This is a genomic window from Bradyrhizobium sp. B120 (genome assembly GCF_049075665.1).
Taxonomy (GTDB): Bacteria; Pseudomonadota; Alphaproteobacteria; order Rhizobiales; family Xanthobacteraceae; genus Bradyrhizobium.
Map to the genome: position 1 here is coordinate 6,903,401 of NZ_CP185242.1, position 23,266 is coordinate 6,926,666.

22 protein-coding genes and 1 pseudogene are annotated in these 23,266 nt (G+C 61.1%); 9 read left to right on the top strand and 14 right to left on the bottom strand.

What is annotated here, in order from left to right; all coding sequences use genetic code 11:
- Positions 1–179: 179 nt before the first annotated feature.
- Positions 180–599: pseudogene (locus ACOIX3_RS32050) on the top strand (reverse transcriptase domain-containing protein); the annotation flags it as partial.
- On the opposite strand, the gene ACOIX3_RS32055 reads toward ACOIX3_RS32050, so the two are convergent.
- Both ACOIX3_RS32055 and ACOIX3_RS32060 read right to left on the bottom strand, forming a co-directional pair.
- Positions 522–2,294: a recombinase family protein gene (locus ACOIX3_RS32055; RefSeq protein WP_420965993.1), complete on the bottom strand. Its 1,773-nt coding sequence runs from the start codon at positions 2,292–2,294 to the stop codon at positions 522–524. The pseudogene ACOIX3_RS32050 and the gene ACOIX3_RS32055 overlap by 78 nt on opposite strands.
- Positions 2,295–2,434: 140 nt before the next feature.
- The gene (locus ACOIX3_RS32060; protein ID WP_420965994.1) at positions 2,435–2,707 is read right to left on the bottom strand and encodes a ribbon-helix-helix protein, CopG family; all 273 of its coding nucleotides are present in this window, start codon (positions 2,705–2,707) and stop codon (positions 2,435–2,437) included.
- Positions 2,708–2,877: 170 nt separating this feature from the next.
- Between ACOIX3_RS32060 and ACOIX3_RS32065 the strand changes: the two genes are divergently transcribed.
- Positions 2,878–4,086 (top strand): group II intron reverse transcriptase/maturase, encoded by a 1,209-nt coding sequence (locus tag ACOIX3_RS32065; RefSeq protein WP_420965995.1) that lies wholly within the window; start codon positions 2,878–2,880, stop codon positions 4,084–4,086.
- A gap of 429 nt (positions 4,087–4,515) precedes the next feature.
- Positions 4,516–4,773 carry a hypothetical protein gene (locus ACOIX3_RS32070; protein ID WP_420965996.1) on the top strand — a complete coding sequence of 86 codons (258 nt, stop codon included), beginning with the start codon at positions 4,516–4,518 and terminating at the stop codon, positions 4,771–4,773.
- Between the two features lie 14 nt (positions 4,774–4,787).
- Here the strand turns inward: ACOIX3_RS32070 and ACOIX3_RS32075 are convergent, their stop codons facing one another.
- Together ACOIX3_RS32075 and ACOIX3_RS32080 are read right to left on the bottom strand one after the other, a co-directional pair.
- Entirely contained in the window at positions 4,788–5,465 is a 678-nt protein-coding gene (locus ACOIX3_RS32075) for an NAD-dependent epimerase/dehydratase family protein (RefSeq protein WP_420965997.1), read from the bottom strand.
- 32 nt (positions 5,466–5,497) lie between these two features.
- The gene (locus ACOIX3_RS32080) at positions 5,498–6,421 is read right to left on the bottom strand and encodes a Ku protein (protein WP_420965999.1); all 924 of its coding nucleotides are present in this window, start codon (positions 6,419–6,421) and stop codon (positions 5,498–5,500) included.
- Between the two features lie 142 nt (positions 6,422–6,563).
- Between ACOIX3_RS32080 and ACOIX3_RS32085 the strand changes: the two genes are divergently transcribed.
- From ACOIX3_RS32085 to dinB, 4 genes are all read left to right on the top strand, one after another.
- Positions 6,564–6,956, top strand: coding sequence for a hypothetical protein (locus tag ACOIX3_RS32085; RefSeq protein WP_420966001.1), 393 nt, complete (start codon positions 6,564–6,566; stop codon positions 6,954–6,956).
- 43 nt (positions 6,957–6,999) lie between these two features.
- Positions 7,000–7,449, top strand: a complete 450-nt coding sequence (locus ACOIX3_RS32090) for a hypothetical protein (protein ID WP_420966002.1) — start codon at positions 7,000–7,002, stop codon at positions 7,447–7,449.
- A 3-nt stretch (positions 7,450–7,452) separates the two neighbouring features.
- Positions 7,453–8,178 carry an SOS response-associated peptidase gene (locus tag ACOIX3_RS32095; protein ID WP_420966003.1) on the top strand — a complete coding sequence of 242 codons (726 nt, stop codon included), beginning with the start codon at positions 7,453–7,455 and terminating at the stop codon, positions 8,176–8,178.
- Positions 8,179–8,243: 65 nt separating this feature from the next.
- Positions 8,244–9,278, top strand: a complete 1,035-nt coding sequence (gene dinB, locus ACOIX3_RS32100; protein WP_420971840.1) for a DNA polymerase IV — start codon at positions 8,244–8,246, stop codon at positions 9,276–9,278.
- Between the two features lie 340 nt (positions 9,279–9,618).
- Here the strand turns inward: dinB and ACOIX3_RS32105 are convergent, their stop codons facing one another.
- The 9 genes from ACOIX3_RS32105 to ACOIX3_RS32145 form a co-directional block, all read right to left on the bottom strand.
- Positions 9,619–10,968, bottom strand: a complete 1,350-nt coding sequence (locus tag ACOIX3_RS32105) for an MFS transporter (RefSeq protein ID WP_420966004.1) — start codon at positions 10,966–10,968, stop codon at positions 9,619–9,621.
- Positions 10,969–11,081: 113 nt separating this feature from the next.
- Positions 11,082–12,134, bottom strand: coding sequence for a leucyl aminopeptidase (locus ACOIX3_RS32110; protein ID WP_420966005.1), 1,053 nt, complete (start codon positions 12,132–12,134; stop codon positions 11,082–11,084).
- Between the two features lie 59 nt (positions 12,135–12,193).
- The gene (locus ACOIX3_RS32115) at positions 12,194–13,006 is read right to left on the bottom strand and encodes an alpha/beta fold hydrolase (RefSeq protein WP_420966007.1); all 813 of its coding nucleotides are present in this window, start codon (positions 13,004–13,006) and stop codon (positions 12,194–12,196) included.
- Entirely contained in the window at positions 13,003–13,719 is a 717-nt protein-coding gene (locus ACOIX3_RS32120) for an isochorismatase family protein (protein ID WP_420966008.1), read from the bottom strand. The genes ACOIX3_RS32115 and ACOIX3_RS32120 overlap by 4 nt, the downstream gene beginning before the upstream one ends.
- Positions 13,720–13,751: 32 nt before the next feature.
- The gene (locus ACOIX3_RS32125) at positions 13,752–14,963 is read right to left on the bottom strand and encodes an FAD-dependent monooxygenase (protein ID WP_420966011.1); all 1,212 of its coding nucleotides are present in this window, start codon (positions 14,961–14,963) and stop codon (positions 13,752–13,754) included.
- Positions 14,964–15,001: 38 nt separating this feature from the next.
- On the bottom strand, positions 15,002–15,490 hold the full coding sequence (locus tag ACOIX3_RS32130; protein WP_420966012.1) for a (2Fe-2S)-binding protein: 489 nt from the start codon (positions 15,488–15,490) through the stop codon (positions 15,002–15,004).
- On the bottom strand, positions 15,487–16,362 hold the full coding sequence (locus ACOIX3_RS32135) for an FAD binding domain-containing protein (RefSeq protein ID WP_420966013.1): 876 nt from the start codon (positions 16,360–16,362) through the stop codon (positions 15,487–15,489). Before ACOIX3_RS32135 ends, ACOIX3_RS32130 begins: the two co-directional genes overlap by 4 nt.
- A 2-nt stretch (positions 16,363–16,364) precedes the next feature.
- A complete protein-coding gene (locus ACOIX3_RS32140) occupies positions 16,365–16,814 on the bottom strand; it encodes a CoxG family protein (protein WP_057017961.1) in 450 nt (149 codons plus the stop codon).
- 4 nt (positions 16,815–16,818) lie between these two features.
- Positions 16,819–19,077, bottom strand: a complete 2,259-nt coding sequence (locus ACOIX3_RS32145; protein WP_420966014.1) for a xanthine dehydrogenase family protein molybdopterin-binding subunit — start codon at positions 19,075–19,077, stop codon at positions 16,819–16,821.
- 294 nt (positions 19,078–19,371) lie between these two features.
- Here ACOIX3_RS32145 and ACOIX3_RS32150 point away from each other — a divergent pair, with 294 nt between their 5' ends.
- Positions 19,372–19,839, top strand: coding sequence for a MarR family winged helix-turn-helix transcriptional regulator (locus ACOIX3_RS32150; RefSeq protein ID WP_225159844.1), 468 nt, complete (start codon positions 19,372–19,374; stop codon positions 19,837–19,839).
- A 45-nt stretch (positions 19,840–19,884) separates the two neighbouring features.
- Here the strand turns inward: ACOIX3_RS32150 and ACOIX3_RS32155 are convergent, their stop codons facing one another.
- Positions 19,885–20,337, bottom strand: a complete 453-nt coding sequence (locus ACOIX3_RS32155; protein WP_035632290.1) for a DUF736 domain-containing protein — start codon at positions 20,335–20,337, stop codon at positions 19,885–19,887.
- A gap of 1,118 nt (positions 20,338–21,455) precedes the next feature.
- On the opposite strand from ACOIX3_RS32155, the gene ACOIX3_RS32160 reads away from it, so the two are divergent.
- Positions 21,456–22,676 carry a tyrosine-type recombinase/integrase gene (locus ACOIX3_RS32160; RefSeq protein ID WP_420966015.1) on the top strand — a complete coding sequence of 407 codons (1,221 nt, stop codon included), beginning with the start codon at positions 21,456–21,458 and terminating at the stop codon, positions 22,674–22,676.
- The last annotated feature ends 590 nt before the right edge of the window (positions 22,677–23,266 follow it).

Genomic DNA, 23,266 nt, shown 5'->3' on the forward strand with positions numbered 1-23,266 from the left:
AGGCCGGTACCATCCAGAGAAGAATTGAATCACTGCCGACTTTGTCGCGGTCGGGTAAGCGCGTAAATGGCCTTCACCGCCTGATGAGATGTCCGCATCTCTTCGAGTGGGCCTACGAAAAGGTCTCCCGCAACAAGGGAGCTCTGACGCCCGGTGTAGACGGCAAGACCTTCGACGGCATGTCGCTGGAGAAGCTCGCCGACATCGCCAGGCGCGTGGCAGATGGCACTTATCGCTTCCGGCCAGTCCGGCGGGTTTATATCCCGAAGGACAACGGCAAGACACGACCGCTGGGTATCCCCACGGTGGAAGACCGGCTCGTTCAGGAGGCGGTCAGGATTCTACTCGAAGCGATCTATGAACCTGTGTTCCTCAACGAATCACATGGGTTCCGCCCGGGGCGATCCTGTCACACCGCACTCAAGCTCATCAAGAAAAGTTGGACGGGCTGCAAGTGGCTGGTCGAAGTGGATGTGCGTGGGTTCTTCGACAACATCGACCATGACATCCTGCTTGGGCTTCTAAGGAAGCGGATCGATGACGATAAGTTCATTGGTCTGATCGAAGGAATGCTCAAAGCAGGCTACATGGAAGATTGGGTCTATGGACGCACTTACAGTGGCACGCCGCAGGGCGGCGTTATGGCTCCTCGAACGCAAAAGGTAACTTTGCGTAGCCGGCAGTGCAGCGTCCGCACTGCCGGCTGGCGGGCCGTCCCCCGGTGCCATGGGCAAAGGGATGCAGTGCCGGATGATGATCTTGTCGTCGCCGACGAGGATTTCCTTGACGAGAAGCCGCAGGACGCGCTGGCGTTCCAATACGTCGAGGGTTCCCGCCGACGACCGCAGTCGCGTAAGGAACGTGGCCAGCGTTTCAGCGAGGCGCAGGTAGGCTGCACGGTCGACTGACTGGTCGACGACCGCCTGCAGTTCGGCGTTGTCGGCTTGTTCGCGCCGCCGCAAGTTCGGCATGCGCTCGCGCAGTTCGTCCAGCGAGAGAAGGCCGTCCTGATAGGCGGTGAGCAAGCGATCGATGCTCTTGCGGATGCGAACGAGATCGCGGCGGAGAGCCTCCTCACGGCGTTTGGTCGGGTCGGCTTCTCGCGCCGCTGCGAGCCGTCGGTCGAGTTCGTTATGGATGAGTTCGGGATCTTCGAGCAGCCGCACGATTTCCGCCCAAACAACCCCGTCCAGAAGATCCTGACGCACTGGACGGTTGCTGCAAACGGGGCCGGATAGTTGCCGCCAAGCGTCTGAGCCGAGACATCGATAATAGTGGATCGCGCGTGCGCTCGATCGCGTCGATGTGCGATAGAGAGCGTAGCCGCACTTGGCGCAGCTTACGAGACCTTGCACGACGCTGGGCGTGACGGTCCGCCGCGGCGCATGAGTCTTGTTGGTCTCGAGCCGCTCCTGCGCGAGCGCAAAGGTCTCTTCGCTGACGATCGGCGGCACGGCGATCGTGATCCAATCCCCTCGCGGCTGCTCGTGGCTGGCGCTGTTGCGAGTGGCAATGCCGCCACGCATCCGTATTGGCCGCGTGATCCGTTGGCGCGGTGCAAGCGTCGTCTTACCAAAGCAGGCTTGGCCTTTGTACGCCGGATTTCGCAGCATTCCCCAAACCGTCGAGCGCTCCCACCGACCGCGTCGCTTGCAGGTGGGGATTGCCTGTTCGTTCAAGAGGCGAGCGATGGCGCCGATGCTGAGCCCCTGAACGGTGTATAGTTCGAACATCCACCGTACAATGCGAGCCTGCTCTTCGTCGATCTGGTAGTACGCAGCCGAGTGATCTGTCTTGCGGATAAAACGATACCCGAACGGAGCGCCGCTCAGTACGCTGACTTCGCCCTGACGAGCGCGATGTCGTTTGCCGCGGCGCGAGCGCTCCAGAATCTGGGCTCGTTCATATTCCGCGATCATTCCCTGGAACTGCACGAGCAATTCGTCCTCAGGCGTCGAACCGCGCGGCGCGCGCACAAACAGGGTCTCGACGCCGGCGCGGGCGAGCTCCTCGATCAAGAGAATCTGGTGCGCGTATCGTCTGCTCAACCGGTCGGGCGCATAGATGAGGACGGCCTCGATCAGCCCCTCGGCAGCAAGATCGCGCACCCGCTCAAGGCCGGGACGGATTAGGTTCGCCCCACTATAGCCGTCGTCCTCGAAGACCCACTCCTTCGGCACTTCGAATTGCCGCGCGCGGGCGAACGCAACCAGCGCCGCCGTCTGACTGGCGATCGTGTTCTCCTCCCTTTGTTTGTCCGACGATACACGAGCGTAAATTGCTGCCGTCTTCATCGTCTGCTCCCGTCACCTTTGCGCTGCCCACCACCCGGACCCGATCAGGAACCAGAATGTCGTAAGCCTGTTCGAGCTTGGCAGCGAGCAGCCGATCGAATGCGAACTCTAGATGGATGGCACGACGTATCGGTCGCTGCTCAACCATGCCTGCGCTTCACCACCAGGAAAGCCGCCACGGCCTGCCTGACGACCTCGCTTGTCGTGACGCCGCGCGCTGTTGCGTGAGCACGCAGACCGCGCGCGAGGCTTTCCGGCATTTTGAGCGTGATCGTAACCGAGTTCTCGGCCGCCAACGGCGGCGCACCCGCTCGCGCCAGTTCGAGGTAGCGATAGGCTTGTCGTCGCGACAAGCCAAACGTGCGCGATAAAGCCACAGCGGCCTCCGCCATGCCGATCTCGTCCGCGAGCAAGCGCCGCGCGGCTCTCAGTCGTTCGGCCTTTTGCACTCGCGTCGAACGAATCATCTGACATGTGGGTATTACCTTTTGCGTCTCAAATCAACCACGCACCGTCCACGCCAGCCCACAATCGCCCGTTCGAAGCGGAAGTTATCTTTTGCGTTCAGGGAGCCGTCTCGCCCTTGCTCGCCAACATCTATCTGCACGAGCTGGACCAGCACATGCAGATGATGAAGGCGGACTTCGACAAAGGCCGTGAGCGACGTCCATTCCCGCGCTACGTGGCGTTGGAACGGCGCGTCCTCAGTCTCCGCCGGAAGATTGAACGGCTCCGTGCCGAAGGCACGGATCGGGCCGAGATCGATGCTGCATTTGCGGAGATCAAAGCCATCAATAAGGAGCGACGGAAAGTGCCTTCCGTCGATCCGATGGACCCCAACTTCAAAAGGCTCCGCTACTGCCGCTATGCCGACGACTTCCTCATCGGCGTGATCGGGAGCAAGCGGGAAGCGAGTGAGATCATGGCTTGCGTCGAACGATTCCTGACGGAGACCTTGAAGCTCGCCGTGTCGCCCGAGAAAAGTGGGGTTCACGCCGCTTCAAAGGGAGTGACCTTCCTGAGCTATCGCATCTCGACATACACATCCTACGGGGCTGGACGAAAATCCGGCCGCAAGGGACCGGCTGGACGGACATGGCGCGTGATGCGTCGGCCGACCACCGGCAATGTCAGCCTGCGGGTGCCGCGCAAGGAAGTCACCAAGTTCTGCAAGCAACACGGCTATGGCGATCTCGCCAAGAAGACCGGCAGTCCGCGCGAGCAGTTCCTGGTAACCAGCGACGTTGCAACCGTCCTCGCCTATAACTCAGAGTTCCGTGGGTTTGCGAACTACCACTCGTTTGCCGACGACATCAAGAGCGCCTTGGGATTGCTGGAGCTTGTCGTGTTCCGCAGTCTTGTGAAGACGCTGGCGATGCGGCATCGGACGACGAGAGCAAGAACCATGGCGCGTCTGTGGAAAGGCACGGACTACGAGGTTAGCTCCGTGGTCCGTGGTAAGCTTCGCAGCATCAAGCTGTGGAGACTGAAACATCTCACCCGAGCCTACTGGACAAGTCCGACTATCGACAACGTCACGGCAGGTGCGTGGTGGGTCAAAAGCCCAAATGATCTGATCAATCGACTTAACGCTCGCGAATGCGAAGCGTGCAGCGATTCGACGGGACCATTCGAGATGCATCATCTCCGTCGCCTAGGTGACCTGCGAAGCGGATCGCTGACGGTCTGGAAACGGTCCGGTTGGCGGCGCAAGACCATTGTCCTGTGCCCGTCATGCCGTGCAGCCGTCTCCGGTCGAGAGCATGCGCGTACGGAAAGCCGTGTGCATTGAAAAGTGCCCGCACGGTTTGGGGGGAGGCGTAGGGATATCCTCTTCGAGGTGTCTCGCGCCTACCCTACCGAGACGTCACGCGGCTCGGTTCACAAGAGCTCGCTGCGGCCATCGCCGCACGCGCCCGGACAAGGACATGATGACTAGGTTTGACGAACCTGGACCTCCTTTCCAGCCACTGTCATCGCGTCAATGATCTGCTCGTTGGAGAGCTTTTCTTCAACCTCCTCTCCCTCGTGACGTGATGCCTTCCCGTGGGAGCAACTCAGTCTTCAGTCGTTATCCCTTGCGGGCGCGCAAAGCCGGAGCGAGCAGAGCCCCGACTCATCGGACTTCAATCATCAAGCTCAAACCGTCGCGAGTCCCAGCCACGTGATAGGAGGGGAACGAATGGCGGACACAGCGATTCGTCCGTCAGGAGCTACATCGATGCTGATGACGAGGAAACGAAGCCCGGCGATACGGACTTTGCGCGGATGGGCGATCCATGTGCTCCAGGAAGCGGGCGCCGTCCGCGAGTGCGAGGAGCACGGCTGGATGCAGGATCGCGCCGATCCGCATGCGCGGGATCGGGCCCTCGATATCGCCCGCAAATATCCACCAGCTGGCATCTCCGCTGACGAAGCGGTGGCCGTGGTTCGCGAGGTGCTGGATTCGATCGGCGATACTTGCCCCGAATGTCCCTGATCAGGAAACGACGGCTATCTGAGCGTACGAGACATCTGTCTCATGGCCTCGTTCTCGAAATGGACGACCCCGGTTTGGGTCGACCCACCGATGAACTCGGCGACAAAGGCGCGGGCGATATCGTCCTGCTCGATCGCGCCAAACCTCCCAGGAATCAAACGGCCGAGCCAGGCGACATAGCCCGGCGTGTGCGCATTGCCTGAGATGATTCCCGGGCGAAAAATCGCGAGGCGTTGGAAGCCGACCGCTTGAACCGTCTCTTCCTTGAGCCCCATGATCCGGACATAGCGGATCCTGCTTTTCGGGGTGCTTCCCACGGCCGACAGCAGAGCAAACCGTGTGATACCTGCGGCGCGGCAACCGCGGGCAAAGCCGCCGACCACGCCGATCTCAAGCGCCTTCAGCTCCTCCTCGCTCCATTTCAGGCTACCTTGTCCGACGCCGACACAGCATGCCCCAAAGACGGGATCGCCCTGCGCAATCATGCTTTGCGCAAGCTCGGTCACATCTGACGGAAGATCAGCAGCTGCCGTATCCAAAACCACCTGCCGCACACGCTGATCGGCGGGCAGAGAAATCGCCCTGCGATTGACCATCACGACCTCAGCGCAGGACGGCTCCGCCGCCAGGGCACGCACCACCGCAGCGCCCACCTGCCCCGTGCCGCCGATGATCAAGACACGGAATGCCATGCCATCACTATATCAGCCCGGATCAGCCGGACCTAGGCTGACTTCCGCTGCGGCCTTGCTGCCGGCTTCTTTGCCGCAGCTTCCTTCGCGGGTTTCTTGCCGGCGATCGGCATCAGCATTTCCTTTTGACCGCTTGCGGCCTTGCGCGGCTTCCTGGCCGGCTTGGCTGCTTGTGCGGCCTTTTCGCCGCCAATGCTCTTGCGCAGCGCGTCCATCAGATCGACGACGTTCTCGCCACGCGGCCGCTCCTTCGCGGCAATCGGCTTTCCGGCGCGCTTCCTGTTGATGAGGTCGATCAGGGCGGTTTCGTACTGGTCCTGGAACCTGTCCGGCTCGAAGTGAGCCGCCTTTTGATTGACGATGTGCCTGGCGAGATCGAGCATGTCCTTGGTGACTTTGACATCCTGGATGTCGTCGAAATACTCGCCCGCGGAACGCACCTCATAGGGATAGCGCAGCAGCGTTCCCATCACCCCCTTGTCGAACGGCTCGAGCGCGATGATGTGCTCGCGGTTGGTCAGCACCACGCGCCCGATCGCGACCTTGTTCATTTCGCGGATGGTTTCGCGGATCACGGCGAACGCATCGTGCCCGACCTTGCCGTCAGGACACAGGTAATAGGGCCGGATCAGATATCGCGGATCGATCTCGCTGCGGTCGACGAACTCGTCGATCTCGATGGTTCGCGTCGATTCCAGCGCGACGTTCTCGAGCTCCTCCCTGCTCACCTCGATGAAGGTGTCGTCGTCGACCTTGTAGCCTTTGACGATGTCCTCGTTGGCAACCTCCTCGCCAGTGTCGGCATCGACCTTAGCGTATTTGATCCGGTGGCCTGTCTTGCGGTTGAGCTGGTTGAACGAGACCTTCTCGGATTCGGACGTGGCCGGATACAGCGCGACCGGACAGGTGACGAGGGAAAGACGCAGGAAGCCTTTCCAGTTAGCGCGGGGGGCCATGGGAACTCCGATACTGATGCCGGATTCAAGACGATCCGCAGGCCCTGGTTCCGACAGCACAGCCTCCCCAACCGGACAATTTTTTCTTCGCGGCCAGGCCCGGGCAGACTCGACATTTGTTCTTGTTATGTTCTAATTCGCCATGACCGACCGACCCGCGAGCTGGCGCATGCCGACCCCGAAGCAAATGGAAAAGCTGGCCGAGGACGCCCGCAGGCCGGCTCCTTCAGCTCCGGCTCCTGATGCATCACTCCCGGCCGAGTACTGGGAATCGGTGCTCAAGGATCCTCGGGCCGGCGTAACCGATGCCCGGATGCGGCAACGACGTCTCTGCGAATTTCAGCGCCACATCCTTCGCGTCTCCTGCCGCCGCTGCGAGCGGATCGTCGAAATCCAGACCGCCGATGCAGTCCGATTGTATGGCCGCAACGCGATCTGGAAGGATGTCGCGCAGCGGCTGCTCGACAACACCTGCCAGCAACGAACTGGCAGGCACGAGGAAGACGGGTGCTGGCCGGCATTCGAAACGCCGTAGCCCGCTCCAGGTCGCCGATCCTCTCTTCGCGCCGGGATGTCGGATGGCCCCGAAGTATCACCCTACGCCGCTGTCAGGCGGCGACCGCAGGGCTCTGAGCAAGGAGCTTGGCAAGGCGCGAGCAATGGCCAATATCCTGGCCACCCGATCGGCAGAAATGCGGGCAAAGGGGGAAGCACTCATCCATCAGGCGGACAAGCTGCTGTGCGAGAGCTGGAACGAACGCATGTGGTCAGACGGAGAGCCGATCGATCCGTCCCCGACAATCGACCAGGCCGTGAATGGAGGCTTCGCTTGGCTCGCAATCAGGTGCGAAGGTTGCAAGACACCAAGTGACGTTGACCTCGCGGCGATGAAGAATCCGCGGGCCACCTTCGTGCATGATCTCGCCAGCCGGCTGCGCTGCCGAAAATGCACCACGGCGGGCCGGCGTCCCTCTGCGACTCTGTTACAACTGGCGGGGCAGCCGCGCCACCCTCGGACCAAAGCCTGACCGATGTGCAATCTCTACTCGATCACGACCAATCAGGCCGCCATCGCCGCGCTGTTCCGCGTCGTGAACCGGTACGTTGGCAATCTGGCGCCGATGCCGGGGGTTTTTCCCGATTACAAGGCGCCGATCGTGCGCAATGGGGCCGAGGGCCGCGAACTCGCGACGGCACGGTGGGGAATGCCGTCTTCGCAGCACGCCATGATGGAAGCAACCAGGAAACGCGCGGCGAAGCTCGAGGCGAAAGGTAACCCCGTCGATTTCAAGGAACTGCTGCGGATGGAGCCGGACGGCGGCACGACCAATATCCGCAACGTGAAGAGCAAGCACTGGACAAGATGGCTCGGCCCCGAAAAACGCTGCGTGGTGCCGTTCAACTCCTTCAGCGAGTTCAACAAGGCCGAGGGTGGTGATATCTGGTTCGCGCTCGACGAGACCCGTCCCCTCGCCTGCTTCGCCGGTATCTGGACCAGTTGGACGTCCGTCCGGAAGGTCAAGGAAGGCGAGACAACCAACGACCTCTACGCGTTCCTGACGACGGAGCCGAACGCCGAGGTCGGCGCCATTCACCCGAAGGCAATGCCGGTGATCCTGACGACGCCAGCAGAAGTCGACGCATGGATGACGGCACCTCCGGACGAGGCACTGAAGTTGCAGCGGCCGCTTGCCGACGGCACCCTCCAAATCGTCGCCCGCGGCGTCAAGGAAGATACGGCTGGGCTAGCCACGTGACCATCGAGATCGATGACGACCAGGCAATTGCGCCGGTCCGGCAGCGCAAGATCATCCACATCGACATGGACGCTTTCTATGCGTCCGTCGAGCAGCGGGACAATCCAGACCTCCGCGGCAAGCCGGTCGCCGTCGGAGGGTCCAGCGAACGCGGCGTCGTAGCGGCGGCCAGCTATGAAGCGAGAAAGTTCGGAGTTCGTTCGGCCATGCCGTCCGTCACGGCAAAACGACAATGCCCCGATCTGATCTTCGTCAAGCCGCGCTTTGAGGTCTACAAGACCATCTCGCAGCAAATCCGTGAAATCTTCGCGGAACACACGCCGATCATCGAGCCCCTGTCACTCGACGAGGCGTATCTCGACGTGACCGACAATTTGCAACGCATTCCATGGGCGCGCGATCTCGCGCTTGCTATCCGGGCCAAGATCAAGGCCGAGACAGGTCTCAATGCTTCGGCCGGCATCTCATACAACAAGTTTCTGGCGAAGCTCGCCTCGGATCACCGCAAGCCGAATGGCCAGTACGTCATCACGCCCGAGATGGGCTCGGCATTTGTGGAAACCCTGCCCGTCGGAAAATTCCACGGCATTGGTCCTGCGACCGGTGCCAAGATGAATGCCCTGGGCCTCTACACGGGGCTCGATATGCGCAATCAGTCGCTCGAATTCATGCAGGCCAATTTCGGCAAGGCCGGTGCGTACTACTATTGGATCTCGAGGGGCGTCGATACTCGTGAGGTCCGCGCGGATCGAATTCGGAAGTCGGTCGGCGCAGAGACTACTTTCTCCAGCGATTTGACCGAATTCCAAACATTGGCCGCCGAACTGCAGCCACTTATCGACAAGGTCTGGCGGCACTGCGAAGACAAGGCAGCGCGTGGCCGAACGGTGACCCTCAAGGTAAAGTTCAACGACTTCGAAATCATTACGCGCAGCAGGTCGGTACCTGCCGCGGTTTCGAGCCGCGCGGAACTCGCACGACTATCGATCGCGCTGCTTCAGAACGAGATACCCTTTTCCAGGTCAGTCCGGCTGTTGGGAGTTTCGCTTTCGTCCTTACAAGGCGACGATGCGGCGCCGCAACTTGACCTGCCGATCTGAAGGTCGCGGCTGACACGTCGGACGTCGTCAATTCCGGACGATACGTCCTTATCACCACGCTGTGGAAACCCAGATTGCCGACGCGGTTCTATTGCATGGCCGCAACAAGGTCTGCAAGGACGCCGCGCATCGGCCGGTCGACAACACCTGCCACCGGCGCACCGGCAGGCATGAAGAAGACGGTGCCGGCCAACATTTGATTCGCTGGTGTGCGTGTCTCGATCAGACGTCATTTGTCCGTATCGACGGCCCAGTCACGGATTGCATCTTCCGCGCCGAGCCGACGAGATGAGCGCGACAAGCTCTCATCTCGCCGGCTGCGCGTCATTTCACGGGTGCATCATACGCTCGAGGCCGGCGCAGCCTTCATCGCAGGCTCCGATTCCGCGTCGGCCTCGAAGCCCTTCGCGGACAGATCGCGACCCAGCGTTTCAGGAAGCAGAAGAGAAGCAAGAATGAAAGTAGCTGCGGCAGGAAGGGCCACGACGACCATGCCGTTCAGCAGGCTTCCGCCGAAATGAGCAGCCGCAAGGGGTACGATCACTGGCGCGATGCTGCCAAGGCCGCGTCCGCCCATATAGAATGTAGACACCGCCGTTGCGCGCAGGTTGACCGGATAGAGCTCCGAGATCCAGACGCCCGTCACGCCGAGCGCAACGTTGCCAATACCGAAACCGATATAGAGCCAGAACATCGGCCACTCGGTCTTCGAGCCGGCGTAGAGCTGACTTCCCCACACCGCCATGCCAACCAGGGATCCGACCCAAAACAACGCCGGCACGAGGGCACCGAACCGTCGGCCAGCCCTGTCGTTGAAAAAGCCGTTGGCGAGGTAGCAGATGCCGCTGACCACCGAAAGAAGAACCGCCGTGGTGCGAACGACGTCGCCCGGCGTGTGCATGTCCCGGAGCAGCAGCGTCGGAATGAAGGAGACTACGCTGTAGTAGCAAAGCATGTAGCTCATCAACCACACGAAGGCAGTGACGGTCTGCCGCGCCAGACCATTGCGGAACAAGTCTGCAAGGGGAAGAGTGCGGGCCGCGGCCGTAACCGGACCGGCCTTGCGTTGCGCCTCGTACTCCAGCCAGATCTTCGACTCAGGCATGAAGAAGCGAATGAAGATGATCAGCAGGATCGGCACTCCGCCGCTCAGCAAGCCGATACGCCAGCTCCACTCGTCGCTGAACGTCGCGATAAGCCAGATTCCGACGATCGAGGCCGTGGACGATGCAATCACGGCACAGCCCTGAAGCGCAGCCGCGCCCAGGCCTCGACTGCCTTTCTTCCAGGCCTCGTTGAAAAGCACCATGCCAACGCCGTACTCGCCGCCAAGACCGATGCCGGTGATGAACCGCAGCACCGCAAGCGACCAGTAATTCCATGCGGACGCGGAAATAATCGCCGCGACCGAGAACAGCGCGATGGTGAGCTGAAGCGAGGTCTTCCGGCCAAGGCGATCACCGATGACGCCGAACAGGGCCCCGCCGATCGCCGATCCGAATAGTGTCAGGGCCTGCAGAGAGCCGATCTCTGTCAACGATAGCGACATCGACCGCTGAATCGCGGGCAAAAGAAACGGAAAGATCAGGACATCGTAGAAGTCGAGAATGTATCCCAGCATTGCCGAGATCATGATCGAATAGCGTTGCCTGGCCGTGTAATCTTCCGCGCCTGAGACGGTTTTAGACATGCAATGCGTTCCCCGTTGAAAGAGCTGAACAGTGGATGATCGTCGCCGAAGCGCTTTACGTGTCATTTTGGGAGCCGTAACTGCAGCTCCGGGCCCCGATTCGATGGCCAGGCCTAGCGGCCGGGTGTCCTCAACTCCGGGTAGGCAAATTCGCCCTCGTCGAGAATGTGGACATCGTCGAGCCAGAGACTGCAGCCGCGAAGCGGGATATCGAGATGGCACGGCGTGTCGTTCGTGCCGCCAAGCTCGGTATTCGGTCCGGTCGAAAACAGAACGTTTCCATAAAAGGAAAGCGCGTTCATGATGTGCTCCGACGCGAGCTGCTGAGATGCAGCTATGTGGTGCCAATCGGCGCGCTCATTCGATCCCCACCCGATATGCGAGATTGCCCAACCCCGCGGATCGCCGAAACTGTCGATATAGCTCCTGATAAGCGTCGCGTCGGTGCCCTCGCCCTCGAGGTCGACGATGTAGCCGTCCTTGATGGTCAGCGTGACCGGAGACTGGATGTAGCGCTTGAATGCGCAGAGAATGTCGCCCGGCATCAGAACGACAGTGCCGTTGACGTCCCCATCCGTGGCTTGCGTGAAAGCAAATCCTGACGGGAAATGATCCCAGCGGCCCGGCTCATCGGTGTATCCGTACTCGGAAATGACCGGATACTGCTTTAGGCCGTAAGTCACATCTGTTCCGCCCGGCGACGTGATGCGCATGGTTCTGGCCGACTGCAGGAGCGTTCGTGAGAGCTCAGTTCGCCGGCGGAGATCCTCGGTCGGGAACATCTTTTTGAGAATGTGGAACGGCTCCATGACGCGCAGAATGCGCGTGCCTGCCTCCTGAATCTCGAGCTGCTCGCGTGAGAACAGCAGACCCAGAAGATCAATCACCATATCCACGCGCTTGAGCGTGTCGATCGCTGGCTGGTTGCCTGTCAGCGCGTGTCTGCCCTGCTGGCCCGCAACCTTGCTCTGGCCGTACTTGGGAACATTGAGGTGGAAGGTTGTCGCGCCGAGGCTCCGCGCGGCCAGCATGAACGTCTGGGCATATTCCGACTGCTCTTCGTCGCCGCTCAGGACAGCTACGACCTCGCCTTCCCTGACCTTGCAGAGTGTAAGCTCGGCCTTGAAGAGTTCGAGCATTTCAACATCGATGCGTTGCCGGGTCATCTTCAGTCATCTCCTTTGCCAGGCATGTATTCGCGACGCTTCAACCGGCCTCTGGGCGGTCAGGCGAGGACGTCTCTGACGATCGAAAGGAATCCTTCCGTGTCGTCGATGTGCATTTGGTGACCCGCGCTCTCCAGCCGCTTGATCTCGATGGACGGCAATAATCTTTGAATCTCTCTTTCATCTTCGGGGCGTATGACATCGCCCTTGCCGGCAACGAGCAGCGAAGTGCGGACGCTGAGGTTGGCGAGGTCATTGTGAATGTCATCGTGATGAAAACCCTTGTGACTTTCGATCAGGGCGCGCTCGTCGCAGGTGTGCATCCACTCGGCCCGGGCACGAATGTGCCTCTCGGGCCAGCGCGGCGCGGACGGGCTTCGCAGAGCCGCGTCCGCTTCTCCGAGGCTTGCGCTATGAAGCAGCTTGAGAAGAGGTCCGATCGCACTCGGGTAGGCGCGACGTCCAGGGCCGGAGACCGGTGGATCGACCAGGATCAACTGTCTTATGGACGATGGCCGCCAGCGCGCGGCACGAATGCCGATGCGGGCCCCCATGGAATGGCCGAGCAAGGTATACGTGCCTATTTCCAGCGCCTCGGCGAACGAAACCAGATCGGAGGCGCAGGCATCCAGCGAATAATTGAGATGCGGTCCGCTTTCGGAAAGGCCGCGCCCCCGGACATCGAGCACATAGACGTCGTGTCCAACGCACAAACGTTCCGCGATGAACGCCCATTGTGCCGCCGTCGTCGAGATGCCCGGGACGATGACGATGGCGGGCCCGGCTCCGCCGAACCGCAGGTAATGCTGGCGGATGCCGTTCGCACGCACATGAGCGCCGTAAAGCAGACCGGAGACCGGGGCGACCTTCATGTCGGCCGATCCTTGGTACGATCATCCGCCAGCGCGCGAAGCCGCTCGATGGCTTCCCAGGTCGGCATCACATCTGCGTACTTGCTGGCTATATCGAACAGGTTGACCGCGTGCGAAGTCGGCGAACGATCGTAGACGGCGTCGCTCGGCACGATCGATTTGAAATTCAGCGCGCACGCATCGACTACCGATGCCCTGACGCAGCCGCTGGTCGTGCAGCCGGTCACGACCAGCGAATCGATCCCGGCCCCGACGAGATACGTCGTCAGCGGGGTGCCGAAGAATGCGCTTGCCTGCGTCTTTGGCAGCAGCAGTTCCCCCGGCTCTGGAGCCACCTCGCGAACAAAGTCGTAGCCCTCGGGCGGAATTTGCATGATGCCCGGAATTTTTGCCGCGAATGCCCCCTGGTCATGGCTGACCTTGCTGGCGACATGCGGAAATATCACCGGCCATCCTCTCCCGCGAAACAACCTCATCAGTTCGGAAATCTGCGTTATGGCCTGCCAACCGGCCTCACCGCAGCTGGTTGGATATTGCTTGATCGCGTCGCGGATCGGCATCGGCCGGTCACCGACCGAGCGGTACTGCACGTCAATCACCAGGAGCGCGGGCCGCCTGCCGAATCCAGCCGCGCCACCCAACCCTGCGATGGCATAGGTCTCGCGCTCTTCGAGCGGTATTACGTCGTCCCAGGGCTTCTCTTTGCCGATCATCGTTGTACGCCGGTGCTCGTGGAGGAGAGATGTCAATGAAGAGGAACGGCGGTCGCGTCGTACTGGTAGATCCAGTCGTAACGAGCGGCGGTCGCTTCCGGCGCCCACTGGGTCCTGATGTAGTCTCCCGCCGTTTCGGCCTTGCACAGCGCCGGGTTATGGAAGATCGGCAGCATCCCGGCAGCGGACTTCACGACCCTGGTTGTGCGATCAAGTCGCAGGCTCTGGTATGTCTGGAAAGCTCTCGCGAGATCGTCGGGATGCTGCTCGAAGCAGCGGGCGAGAACGGACGCGTCCTCCAACGCCATGTTCACTCCCTGACCGAGATACGGCAGCATGGAATGGCAGGCATCTCCAAGAAGCGTGACCCGTCCTTGCGACCAACCAGCCAGCGTAGGCCGCACGAACAGGCCCCATTTGTGAAGGCTATCGACGTTGCTGACGAGCGCGATGATGTCGGGATGCCAGCCTAGGAAGTCTTTCAGGCACTCCTCGACAGAGCCCTTCTCCGACCACGATTCCAGGAGCCAGTCGTTGCGATCGACCTGACCCGAGAACGTCATCAATTCCGTGTTCTGCCAGCGGACCGGATATGCCGTGACATGCGCGGTCGGCCCGATCCAGGTAGACACCACGGGCTCGCGCTGATGCGGCTCGAGGCGGTCGACCGGCACAAGACCACGCCAGGCGATTGCATTGGTGTACTGGCTCTCGATCTGGCCGATCAGACTGGTACGAACCTTCGAATGGGAGCCGTCGGCGCCCATCAAGGCGCGACCTTCGATCTCACGGCCATCTGCGAACTGCGCCCGAACTCCCTCGTCGCTCTGGCTGAACCCGACAACATGGGCGTCCAGATGGATGGCGTCCGCCTTCAATCGCCGCACACCGTCGACAAGGATCTTCAGCAGATGCGCGCGCAGCAGCAGATAGGGTTGGTTCCGGGCCGCGTCGGAGCTCCGATTGTAGAGGGACCACGTTTCACCCGTGTTCCAGAGCCGGATGGAACGTCGCTCTGCCGCGATGCAGTTCTGCTCGACTTGCTCGGTGAGACCGAGATCACGAAGAACACGCACACCGTTCATGGAGACCCAAAGGCCGGCGCCTACCTCGCGTAACTCGGACGCCTGCTCGAAGACGTCGCAATCGATGCCGCGTCGAAGCAGCGATAGCGCCATCGCCAGACCGCCGATGCCAGCGCCTGCGATAAGGACACTCGTTCTTTTGACCTGATCAATACTCATGATATCTCCAGAAGGTAGCTGCGCTGCCTCGCACGGATTCAAACGGCATCCTGCGAGACCTGCTGGACCGCAAGGCTCTTCACGGCTTCGAAAATCTTGGTGTAACCGGTGCAGCGGCAAAGATTGCCGTGCAGGTAGTGGCGGATTTCCGCGTCTGTCGGGTGTGGCGTGGCCTTCAAGAGAGCCGTGACCGCCATGATGAAGCCGGGCGTGCAGAAGCCGCACTGCAGACCGCCATGAAGCACGAACGCCTCCTGGATCCGGGATAGTCCGTCCGGCGGCGTCACACCCTCGATTGTGGTAACCTCGCGCCGATCCACATCGACGGCGAGCGTTGTGCAGCTCGAGATCGGTTCACTGTCGAGAAGGACCGTGCAAGCGCCGCATACTTCCATGTCGCAGGAACGTTTCGTTCCCTTCAGGCCCAAACGATCTCGGATAAGATCGATCAAGAGCACATGAGCCGGGACGTCGACGGCGATCGTCTTGCCGTTCAACGAGAACGAGATGGCCAACACCTGTGTCATTTCAGCCAGCTCGTCCCGGCGATGATCGCCTCATCGGCGTTACGCAGAAGAAGCACGCCTGCAAGGTGACGCTTGTAATCGGCCCCGCCATGCCGATCCGCGTTAACCTCAAGCTGATCCAGCGCCGCGGGAAGAGCTGTCTCAATCACCCGACGAGCCTCTGCCACCGCTACGTTTCGGAGGGCACCTTCGACGGCCGTCAAAGGCTGTGGCCGCGAACCAAGCGCGCCGACCCGCACACGGGCGCTTCTGATCGTGCTCCCGCCGGCGTCCAGTGACCAGGCCATCGCGACGTTCACTGAGGGCCTCTCACCATGCTTGAACCGGCGATAAGTTACCGGTCCCGCGGGCCGCGGGAACACGATGACTCTCAGCAGCTCGTCAGGCTCGCGCACAGTTTCCATTTCGCTTCGAATGAAATCATCGGCGTGAATTTCACGCGTGCCCTTGGATCCCTCGAGCACCAGTCGTGCGTTCAAGGCCGCGAGCATCGTCGGCGGATCGGCGTGGGGCTCTCCGAAGCAGAGATTGCCGCCGATTGTTCCAACGTTCCGGACCCTGATGTTCGCCACCTCCGCGCAGAGCGATGCCAGCGCCGGCACGTGCTCGCGGATGACGGAATCGCCGCTGATCTTCCTGTGCGTGCAGCGCGCGCCGATCTCGATCTCGTTGATGTCGTTGACGGCGATGCAATCGAGCCCAGGGATGCCCTTGATGTCGATGAGGCGGTCCGCACGGATGACGCGCATTTTCATCGCGAGCAGCAACTCGGTCCCGCCGGCGTAGAACATGCCGTCGCTGGAATCCCCGACGGCGCGCACGGCGTCGGCGATGGTCGAAGGCCGCTCGAATTGGAAGGGTGACGGCAGCATGGTCAGGCCGCGCCCAGCATTTCTTTGAGCCGCTTCTCGAACTCTTCGAAGTTCTGATCGACCCGGCGCTTGATGATGCCGAACCCCATGGTCGCAAGGCGGCCCTGCACGTCGACTTTCGCGTCCACGGCAAATGTGGACCCAGACCCTTCCTGCGTGACGGTCACGTCGAGAACAACCGCCAGCCGCGTTCCTGTGATCTTGTCACGGCCCGTAGCTCGGGTGCGCACGTGAGACGGCTCGGTAATCGATTCAACGATGATGTCAGCCGGCACTTCGAGCTTGAATGGACCGATCTTCTGCCTGACGGTCGCTTTGTAGGTTGCAAGCCGCTGGATTTCCTCGACGCTTTCGCACCCGGGGATGCAACTTGATATGCGTGGAACGTCGAGCAGCGTGCTCCAAAGCTGCGCCGGCGTCGCTGGCACCGCCATAGACATGTTGAATTCCATGAATTCAGCTCCTCTTCTGTAGCGCGCGCCACACTTTTTCGGGTGTCATTGGCAGATCGGTGATTCGGATGCCGTAGGTGGAGAACAGCGCGTTGGCGATCGCCGGTGCGACTGGAAGGATTGCTCCCTCGCCCATTCCCTTGGCGCCGCCAGGCCCCGGGCCGTCGCCGTTTTCGACAAGTATCGTGTCGAACGAGGACGGCACGTCGGAGATCCGCGGGATCGAATAATCGATCGGCGTCGCGTTGACGGGTTGCCCGTCCTCGAACTCGAGGGCCTCGTAGAGCGCGTGACCGAGCCCCATGACGGCGGCGCCCTCGTCCTGACCTTCCGCAGCGACGCGATTGATCACACGACCGACGTCGGCGGCGCTGGCGTACCGAGGCACACGGATCTCGCCGGTTTCCTCATCGACGACGATCTCTGCGAGACCCGCGGATGTTTCCCAGAACAGAGGTGACTCCGCCAGGGAGCCCTTCTTCGAACGCGGCGTGATGGCGCCGCGGCCGACGACTTCTCCCGAATCGACACCCAGGCTGCGATGAAATATCTGATGGAAAGTGAGAACTTCCGAACCGGTCGAGACGCCTCCTTCGACGAGTGACAGGCCGTCGCGGGGAAGCTCCCAGACCTCGGCAACCATTTCGAGAATCTGATCGGCCGCGTCGAGAGCGGCGCTCTCGACGGAGAGGCCAACGACGACGGTCGAGCGGCTCGCGCCGGTACCCCAATCATATGGGGCGACCGCCGTATCGGAGCGCAGGACGGTGACCGCAGAAACCGGCTGCTTCAAGGTTTGCGCGGCGATTTGGGCCATCGTCGCGTGCGCACCCTGACCAACCTCGATGCTCGCGACTGAAACGAGAATCGACCCATCGATCTTGAGACGCACGATCGCATTGCTGATCGGCGTGTTCGCCGGATCGGTTGCGGCAACGGCCAATCCGCGTGCCTGACGATTGGACGCCTTCGTCTCCGATGCGAACGATTGCGCCACCCGGCCAATCAGCTCGCTCATGTCCATGTCGAGCGCGCGCAGATCGGGGCGGATGCGCTCGCCGCGCGGGACCAAGTTGAGCAAGCGGAACTCGGTCGGATCCATTCCGATTGCCGCAGCCACATTGTCCATGTGCGATTCCTTGGCCCATACGGCTTGCGGGCCGCCGATTGAGCGGAATGCCGCGCCAGGGACGGTGTTCGTGTAGACCGCACATGCCTCGAGGCTCAGATTCGGCGCCACATATGGCCCCATGATGCGATTTGCCGATTTCGTGGCGACCGCCGAGCCCGTATCTGAATACGCGCCGCCGTCGAGCAGAAGCCTGGCGCTCTTCGCGAGGATCCGTCCGTTGGCGTCGACCGCGGTTCGAATCGTGATGTCTGCGCCAAGCCTTCGACAGGTCAGCATCGATTCGGCCATGGATTGAGCGACACGAACCGGGCGCCGCACCTTCCAGGACGCGGCAGCGACCAACGGCTCGATCTTGACGGAGGCCTTGCCGCCGAATCCCCCGCCAACAAACGGAACGATTACGCGGACCTTGGCCAATGCCAGCCCAAAGAGTCTGGACAGGACCTTCTGAACCGCGGTCGGCGTCTGCGCACCGGCCCAGACCGTCAGGGAGTCCCCCTGGAAGTCGGCGATGACCGCATGCGGCTCCATCGCGAAATGCGAGATCGCCGGAAAAGTGAAGCGGTCTTCGTGAACGTACGCCGCGACCGCCTCCGCAGCGTCGACATCTCCGACGTTGTTCCTGTAAGTGTGAAAAATGTTGCTGTTCGGTGTCGGCCTGGCGCCGCCCTTGAAGTAGAAGTCTTCGAGGTTTTCGTGATGCTCATGGATGAGCGGCGCATCCGCCATCATCGCTTCACGGATGGTCGTTGCATGAGGGAGTTCATCGTACGCGATGTCGACAAGCTCCGCGGCGGCTTCGGCGATCTCGGTGGTCTCAGCGATCACCACGGCGACCGGCTCGCCCACATACCGGACTCGGTCGATTGCCATGATCGGCCGGTCCTTGAGCACGACACCCCAGCAACCGAACGAGGCGACATCTGCTCCGATGAGCACGTCGACGACGCCGGGTACGGACCTGGCGACGCTCGCGTCAATCGACGAGATGCGCGCGTGAGTAGCCGGCGAACGAACCACAAAGCCGTGCAGCATCCCGGGGATCACGAGGTCGGTAACGTATTCTGCCCGCCCCGTAACCTTCTCGATGAGGTCGGGTCGTACGGCGCTCATGCTGTCAGTCACCGACATGCTCGGATCCGGGGTGCGAGGTCGCCGCCGATGGCCAGGAAGCCTGCGCGGCTCCTCCCAGGGGGCAATCCTCAATCCCTATCGCATTTATCACTTGTATGCAAGCGCTACACTTGCACACAAGTGATGGCACACACGTTCCGGCCCACCGAGTTGATAGGGCTCGCGGTCAGACGGCATGGATTCTTGGGGGCAACGAATGTACACAAATGATCAACTCGGGACTTCCGAGGCCGAGCCATCCAGCTTTGTTCAAGCCGAGCCACGGCCAAGTGCCGCAAGAGGACGAAAATCGTGCAACCGAAAACCAAGACGGCTCCGACGGAGAAGCCGAAAGAGGCCGCACAGTCTTACAGGTTGGACGATGCACCAGGATTCCTGTTGCGCGTAGCGCTCCGTACCCACACATCGATCTTTGTCGCGAAAATGATCGAAGAACTGACCCCGCCCCAATTCTCGACGCTGGCAAAACTGAGGGAAGTCGGATCATGTTCTCAAAATCACCTGGGACGACTGATCCACTATGATTCAGCAACGATCACTGGCGTCATCAATCGCCTCAAATCGCGCGGGCTAATCAAGAGCTCCAAGGATCCTTTGGATCCACGACGACGGCAGATCGAATTAACGGACAAAGGGAGGCGGACGGCGGACGCTGCGATCGAGACCATTGGCGAGATTTCCGGCGAGACATTTGCCCCATTGACCCGAGAAGAATTTCGGACTCTGACAGAGATCCTCAAGAAAATCATACGCCGCTGAGCCCCACAGCGCTGAGCCGGCTGACAAGCTGATCCCGCAAACGCTTCAGCCGCCGAGCAAAAAAATGGCCCGGCACGAGCCGGGCCAAGTCCAGGGAGGAAGCGAAGGATGTGGATCCTTCGCAAACGCCGAACGCGGATCTCGATCGAAGACAGCCCAACGAACGATCTCAGCGACAGAACTATCTGGTATGCCGCCCGGCATTTTGTGCTGAAGAAGACGGAATTGCACTGGTTTCCGGCATTTTCGCGTGACAAGGCCGGGATAAGCCGCATCGGCGGGCGCCATGCTGCATGGACCGGAGGCTAGTTGGTCCATGCGCCGGATCCAGCCGGCCCCGATCTCGGCTCCGTGCGCGATGATGCGGAAATCTGGCTGAGCCTCAGTCGACTTGCCGCTATTGGGAACGATGTCGATGTGGGCGCGGATGGACAAGGTCTTGAGCTCACCCCTGTAGCCGCCGTTGTCCGTGCGGGTGACGAATCCGATTGCAGTCATGGTCTGTCTCCTTCGCTCTCGCAGGGCCGATCCCTCGCGATGGCGAGACCGTCATGGGGAGCGAAGTGCCATTGAACCCATCGGGGCGAAGCGCAGCGGCGCACCCGAGAGAGCGGCCTTTTTGCAGCGAAGCGGCCGCGAGGAGCCGGTCTGCCGGCGGGGAAAAAAGGAGCTGGCGAGGGTTTCGGATGGCGGGGCGCTTCCCATAGGTCGTCACGTCCATAAGCAGGGAAGTCGTCCGCGGAAGGAGCCAAAGATGGACACTGAACGCATCGAAGACGCTGAACCAAGCGTCTCAGGCGGCGCGTCAGGCCAATGCACAACCTGTCAGATCTGCCAGTATCGGCGAGACGCCCGGCCTGGTAGAATCGCGCGAGGCATATCGAGCAGCCGACGAATGTCATTGAGTCGTGAGACTGTCGGTATTTAGCCAGCGGATCAGCGAGGGAGCCAATCGCCTCACTTAAGCGAGCCGACTTCGCGCGCGTGAATTAGAAGGAGCACGCATCACCCAGTCAAAGCTAAGTTGGCCCCAAAAGCGGATGGAGCATATCGAAAAAGTGATCGACATCCGCATCTAGGACAATGTTGGCGCGCCTGTCCCGAGCCTTCTTCGCAGCCGCGCTAGCCTGCCCAAACTGCCGCTTGTCGCAATTGAGCTGCCGTCCACGAGCCGATTGTATGTGTCGATGGGCACAGATGACCTCGAGACGTCTAGCTCGCGTGGAAGAATGCCTCCTGGCGATTGCGCTGAGCGGCGCGGTACTCCCGATCATTGCGGGCGAGCACCAGCGCCTCCGATCCTCGTCCGGCAATTCAGGCCAAGCACACGCTTCAGGGGACCAGAAAAAGAACAATGGCGTTCGCGTGAAACTCGATCACCGTTAGTGCTTCGCAGATTGCGATTTCGCTAACATGGCTGACGTCTCAAATCGCCGGGAGACCATTGGCCAGCACGACCCTCTCCGGCTTTCTGTGGCCGCGGCCGTGGCATTCCCGGATGGTTCGATGACCGCTTCCGGATTGCGCCGAGAGAACGCTCGCGGGCGACTCATCATCGAGCGCATCGCCGGCAAGGACTACACGACACTTTTTCATATTGAGCGAATGAGGGAATTATGCCGCGTCGAAGCAAGGGGGCCCGGCTCCAGCTCAAAGCCGCCCGACGAGACAAGGCCGGCAACGTCACCCATAGAGCAACCTGGATCATCCGGGACAACGGCCGGGATATCGGCACAGGCTGCGCTGCAGATGAAATTACGGCCGCCGAGCAAACGCTGAAGGATTACATCGCATCGAAGTACACCCCCAAGCGCAAGGCCCAGGACATTGAATCGATCCCGATCGGCGATGTGCTCTCGATCTATCTCGATGCCGAGCTCGCCAAGCTCCGCGACCGATTCAAGATCGCCGAAGATCAAGAAGAGGCAATTCCCGGCATACGCAAGTTCAAGAAGCGGATTGGTCGGCTGAACGACTGGTGGGGCGCGAAAATGCTTGCTGACGTCGACGGCGAGCAGTGCCGTCAATTCGCAAGGGAGCGCGGCAACAAAGGAGGCTCACGGCGCGATCTCGAAGACCTGCGCGCCGCCATCAATCATCACGCTGCGGAGGGCTACCATCGGGGTATCGTCAAGATCACGTTGCCGGCAAAGGGCGAACCCCGCGATCGGTGGCTCACGAGATCCCATGCCGCGAAGCTGATCTGGACGTGCTGGCGGTACCGCGAGATGCAGAGAATGTCCCGGGGGTCATTGAAGGGCCAAAAGGTCGCGACAGGAAAACGGCCTTTGCGTCACCTCGCCCGGTTCATCCTGATTGGCGTTTACAGCGGCTCCCGCGCCGGAGCGATCGCAGCGGCCTCACCTATTCCGGCAGTCGGCCGCGCGTTCGTCGATCTGGAGCGCGGCATTTACTACCGGCGCCGCCAGGGCGACGCAAAGACCAACAAGCGGCAACCGCCGGTGCCGATCCCGCCTCGCCTGCTTGCGCACCTCAGACGGTGGCACCGGATCGATCATCACGCAAAGCACTTCGTGGAGTTCAATGGAAAGCCCGTTACCTCGGTGAAGACGGCGTTCAAGACCGCGGTGCGACTGGCCGGCTTTGGCGCGGGTATTTCGCCCCATACGCTCCGGCATACGGCAGCGACCTGGCTGATGCAGCGCGGCGCCGATCCCTGGCAGGCGGCGGGCTACCTCGGCATGTCGCTTGACGTCTTGCTCAATACCTACGGTCATCATCACCCCGATTATCTCGCGGACGCGGTCGAAAAGATCGCCAAGCGAGAGAGGAAGCTCGGGGGCAGTTTCGGGTCGGTGCTGCCACTCCGTAGATAGAAGATGCAGTTCACGTGACTTGGATTGCTAGTGGAGCCTGGATGATGGCCTCAAGTCCCCCACGTCCGAGGCGTTTTTTGTTCTCGGCGGAGAGAGTGTCAGTCAATCCGCGTTGGAAGATAAGGCGTTTTTGATCCTCCAACGCCAAAACCCACCATTTGAGCTACGGCGAATGCCTGCGTCTTGCTTGCAAACAGTTGAGCCTCAGGTGGCAGCAGAAAGCGACGGCTGCTCGATCCTCCAGATCAAACGGCTTTCCTGGGCGAGGATAAGATGCTCGGAGGCTCTAGGCCGGCCGGTCCGAATCCTTGTCGCGTGCGGCGTGCCGCCGCTCGAACTTGCCCATGTTGGGGAAGCCCCCAAAGATGGCTGGTTGAGGCCCGACCGCACTCGTGAACATGCCGAGCGGACGTTAGAGATATTTAGCCAGCGCCGCCATCGCGAAACGGCCGAACACACCGGTGAACTCGACCATCTTCCGCAGGCGGATGATGTCGATGCGCAGATCGACAAACGCATGCACGGTCATCGGACGGCTCGCATGTCATATCTCCGCGCACCCCAATCCACTCGACCGCGCCAGCCGCCAT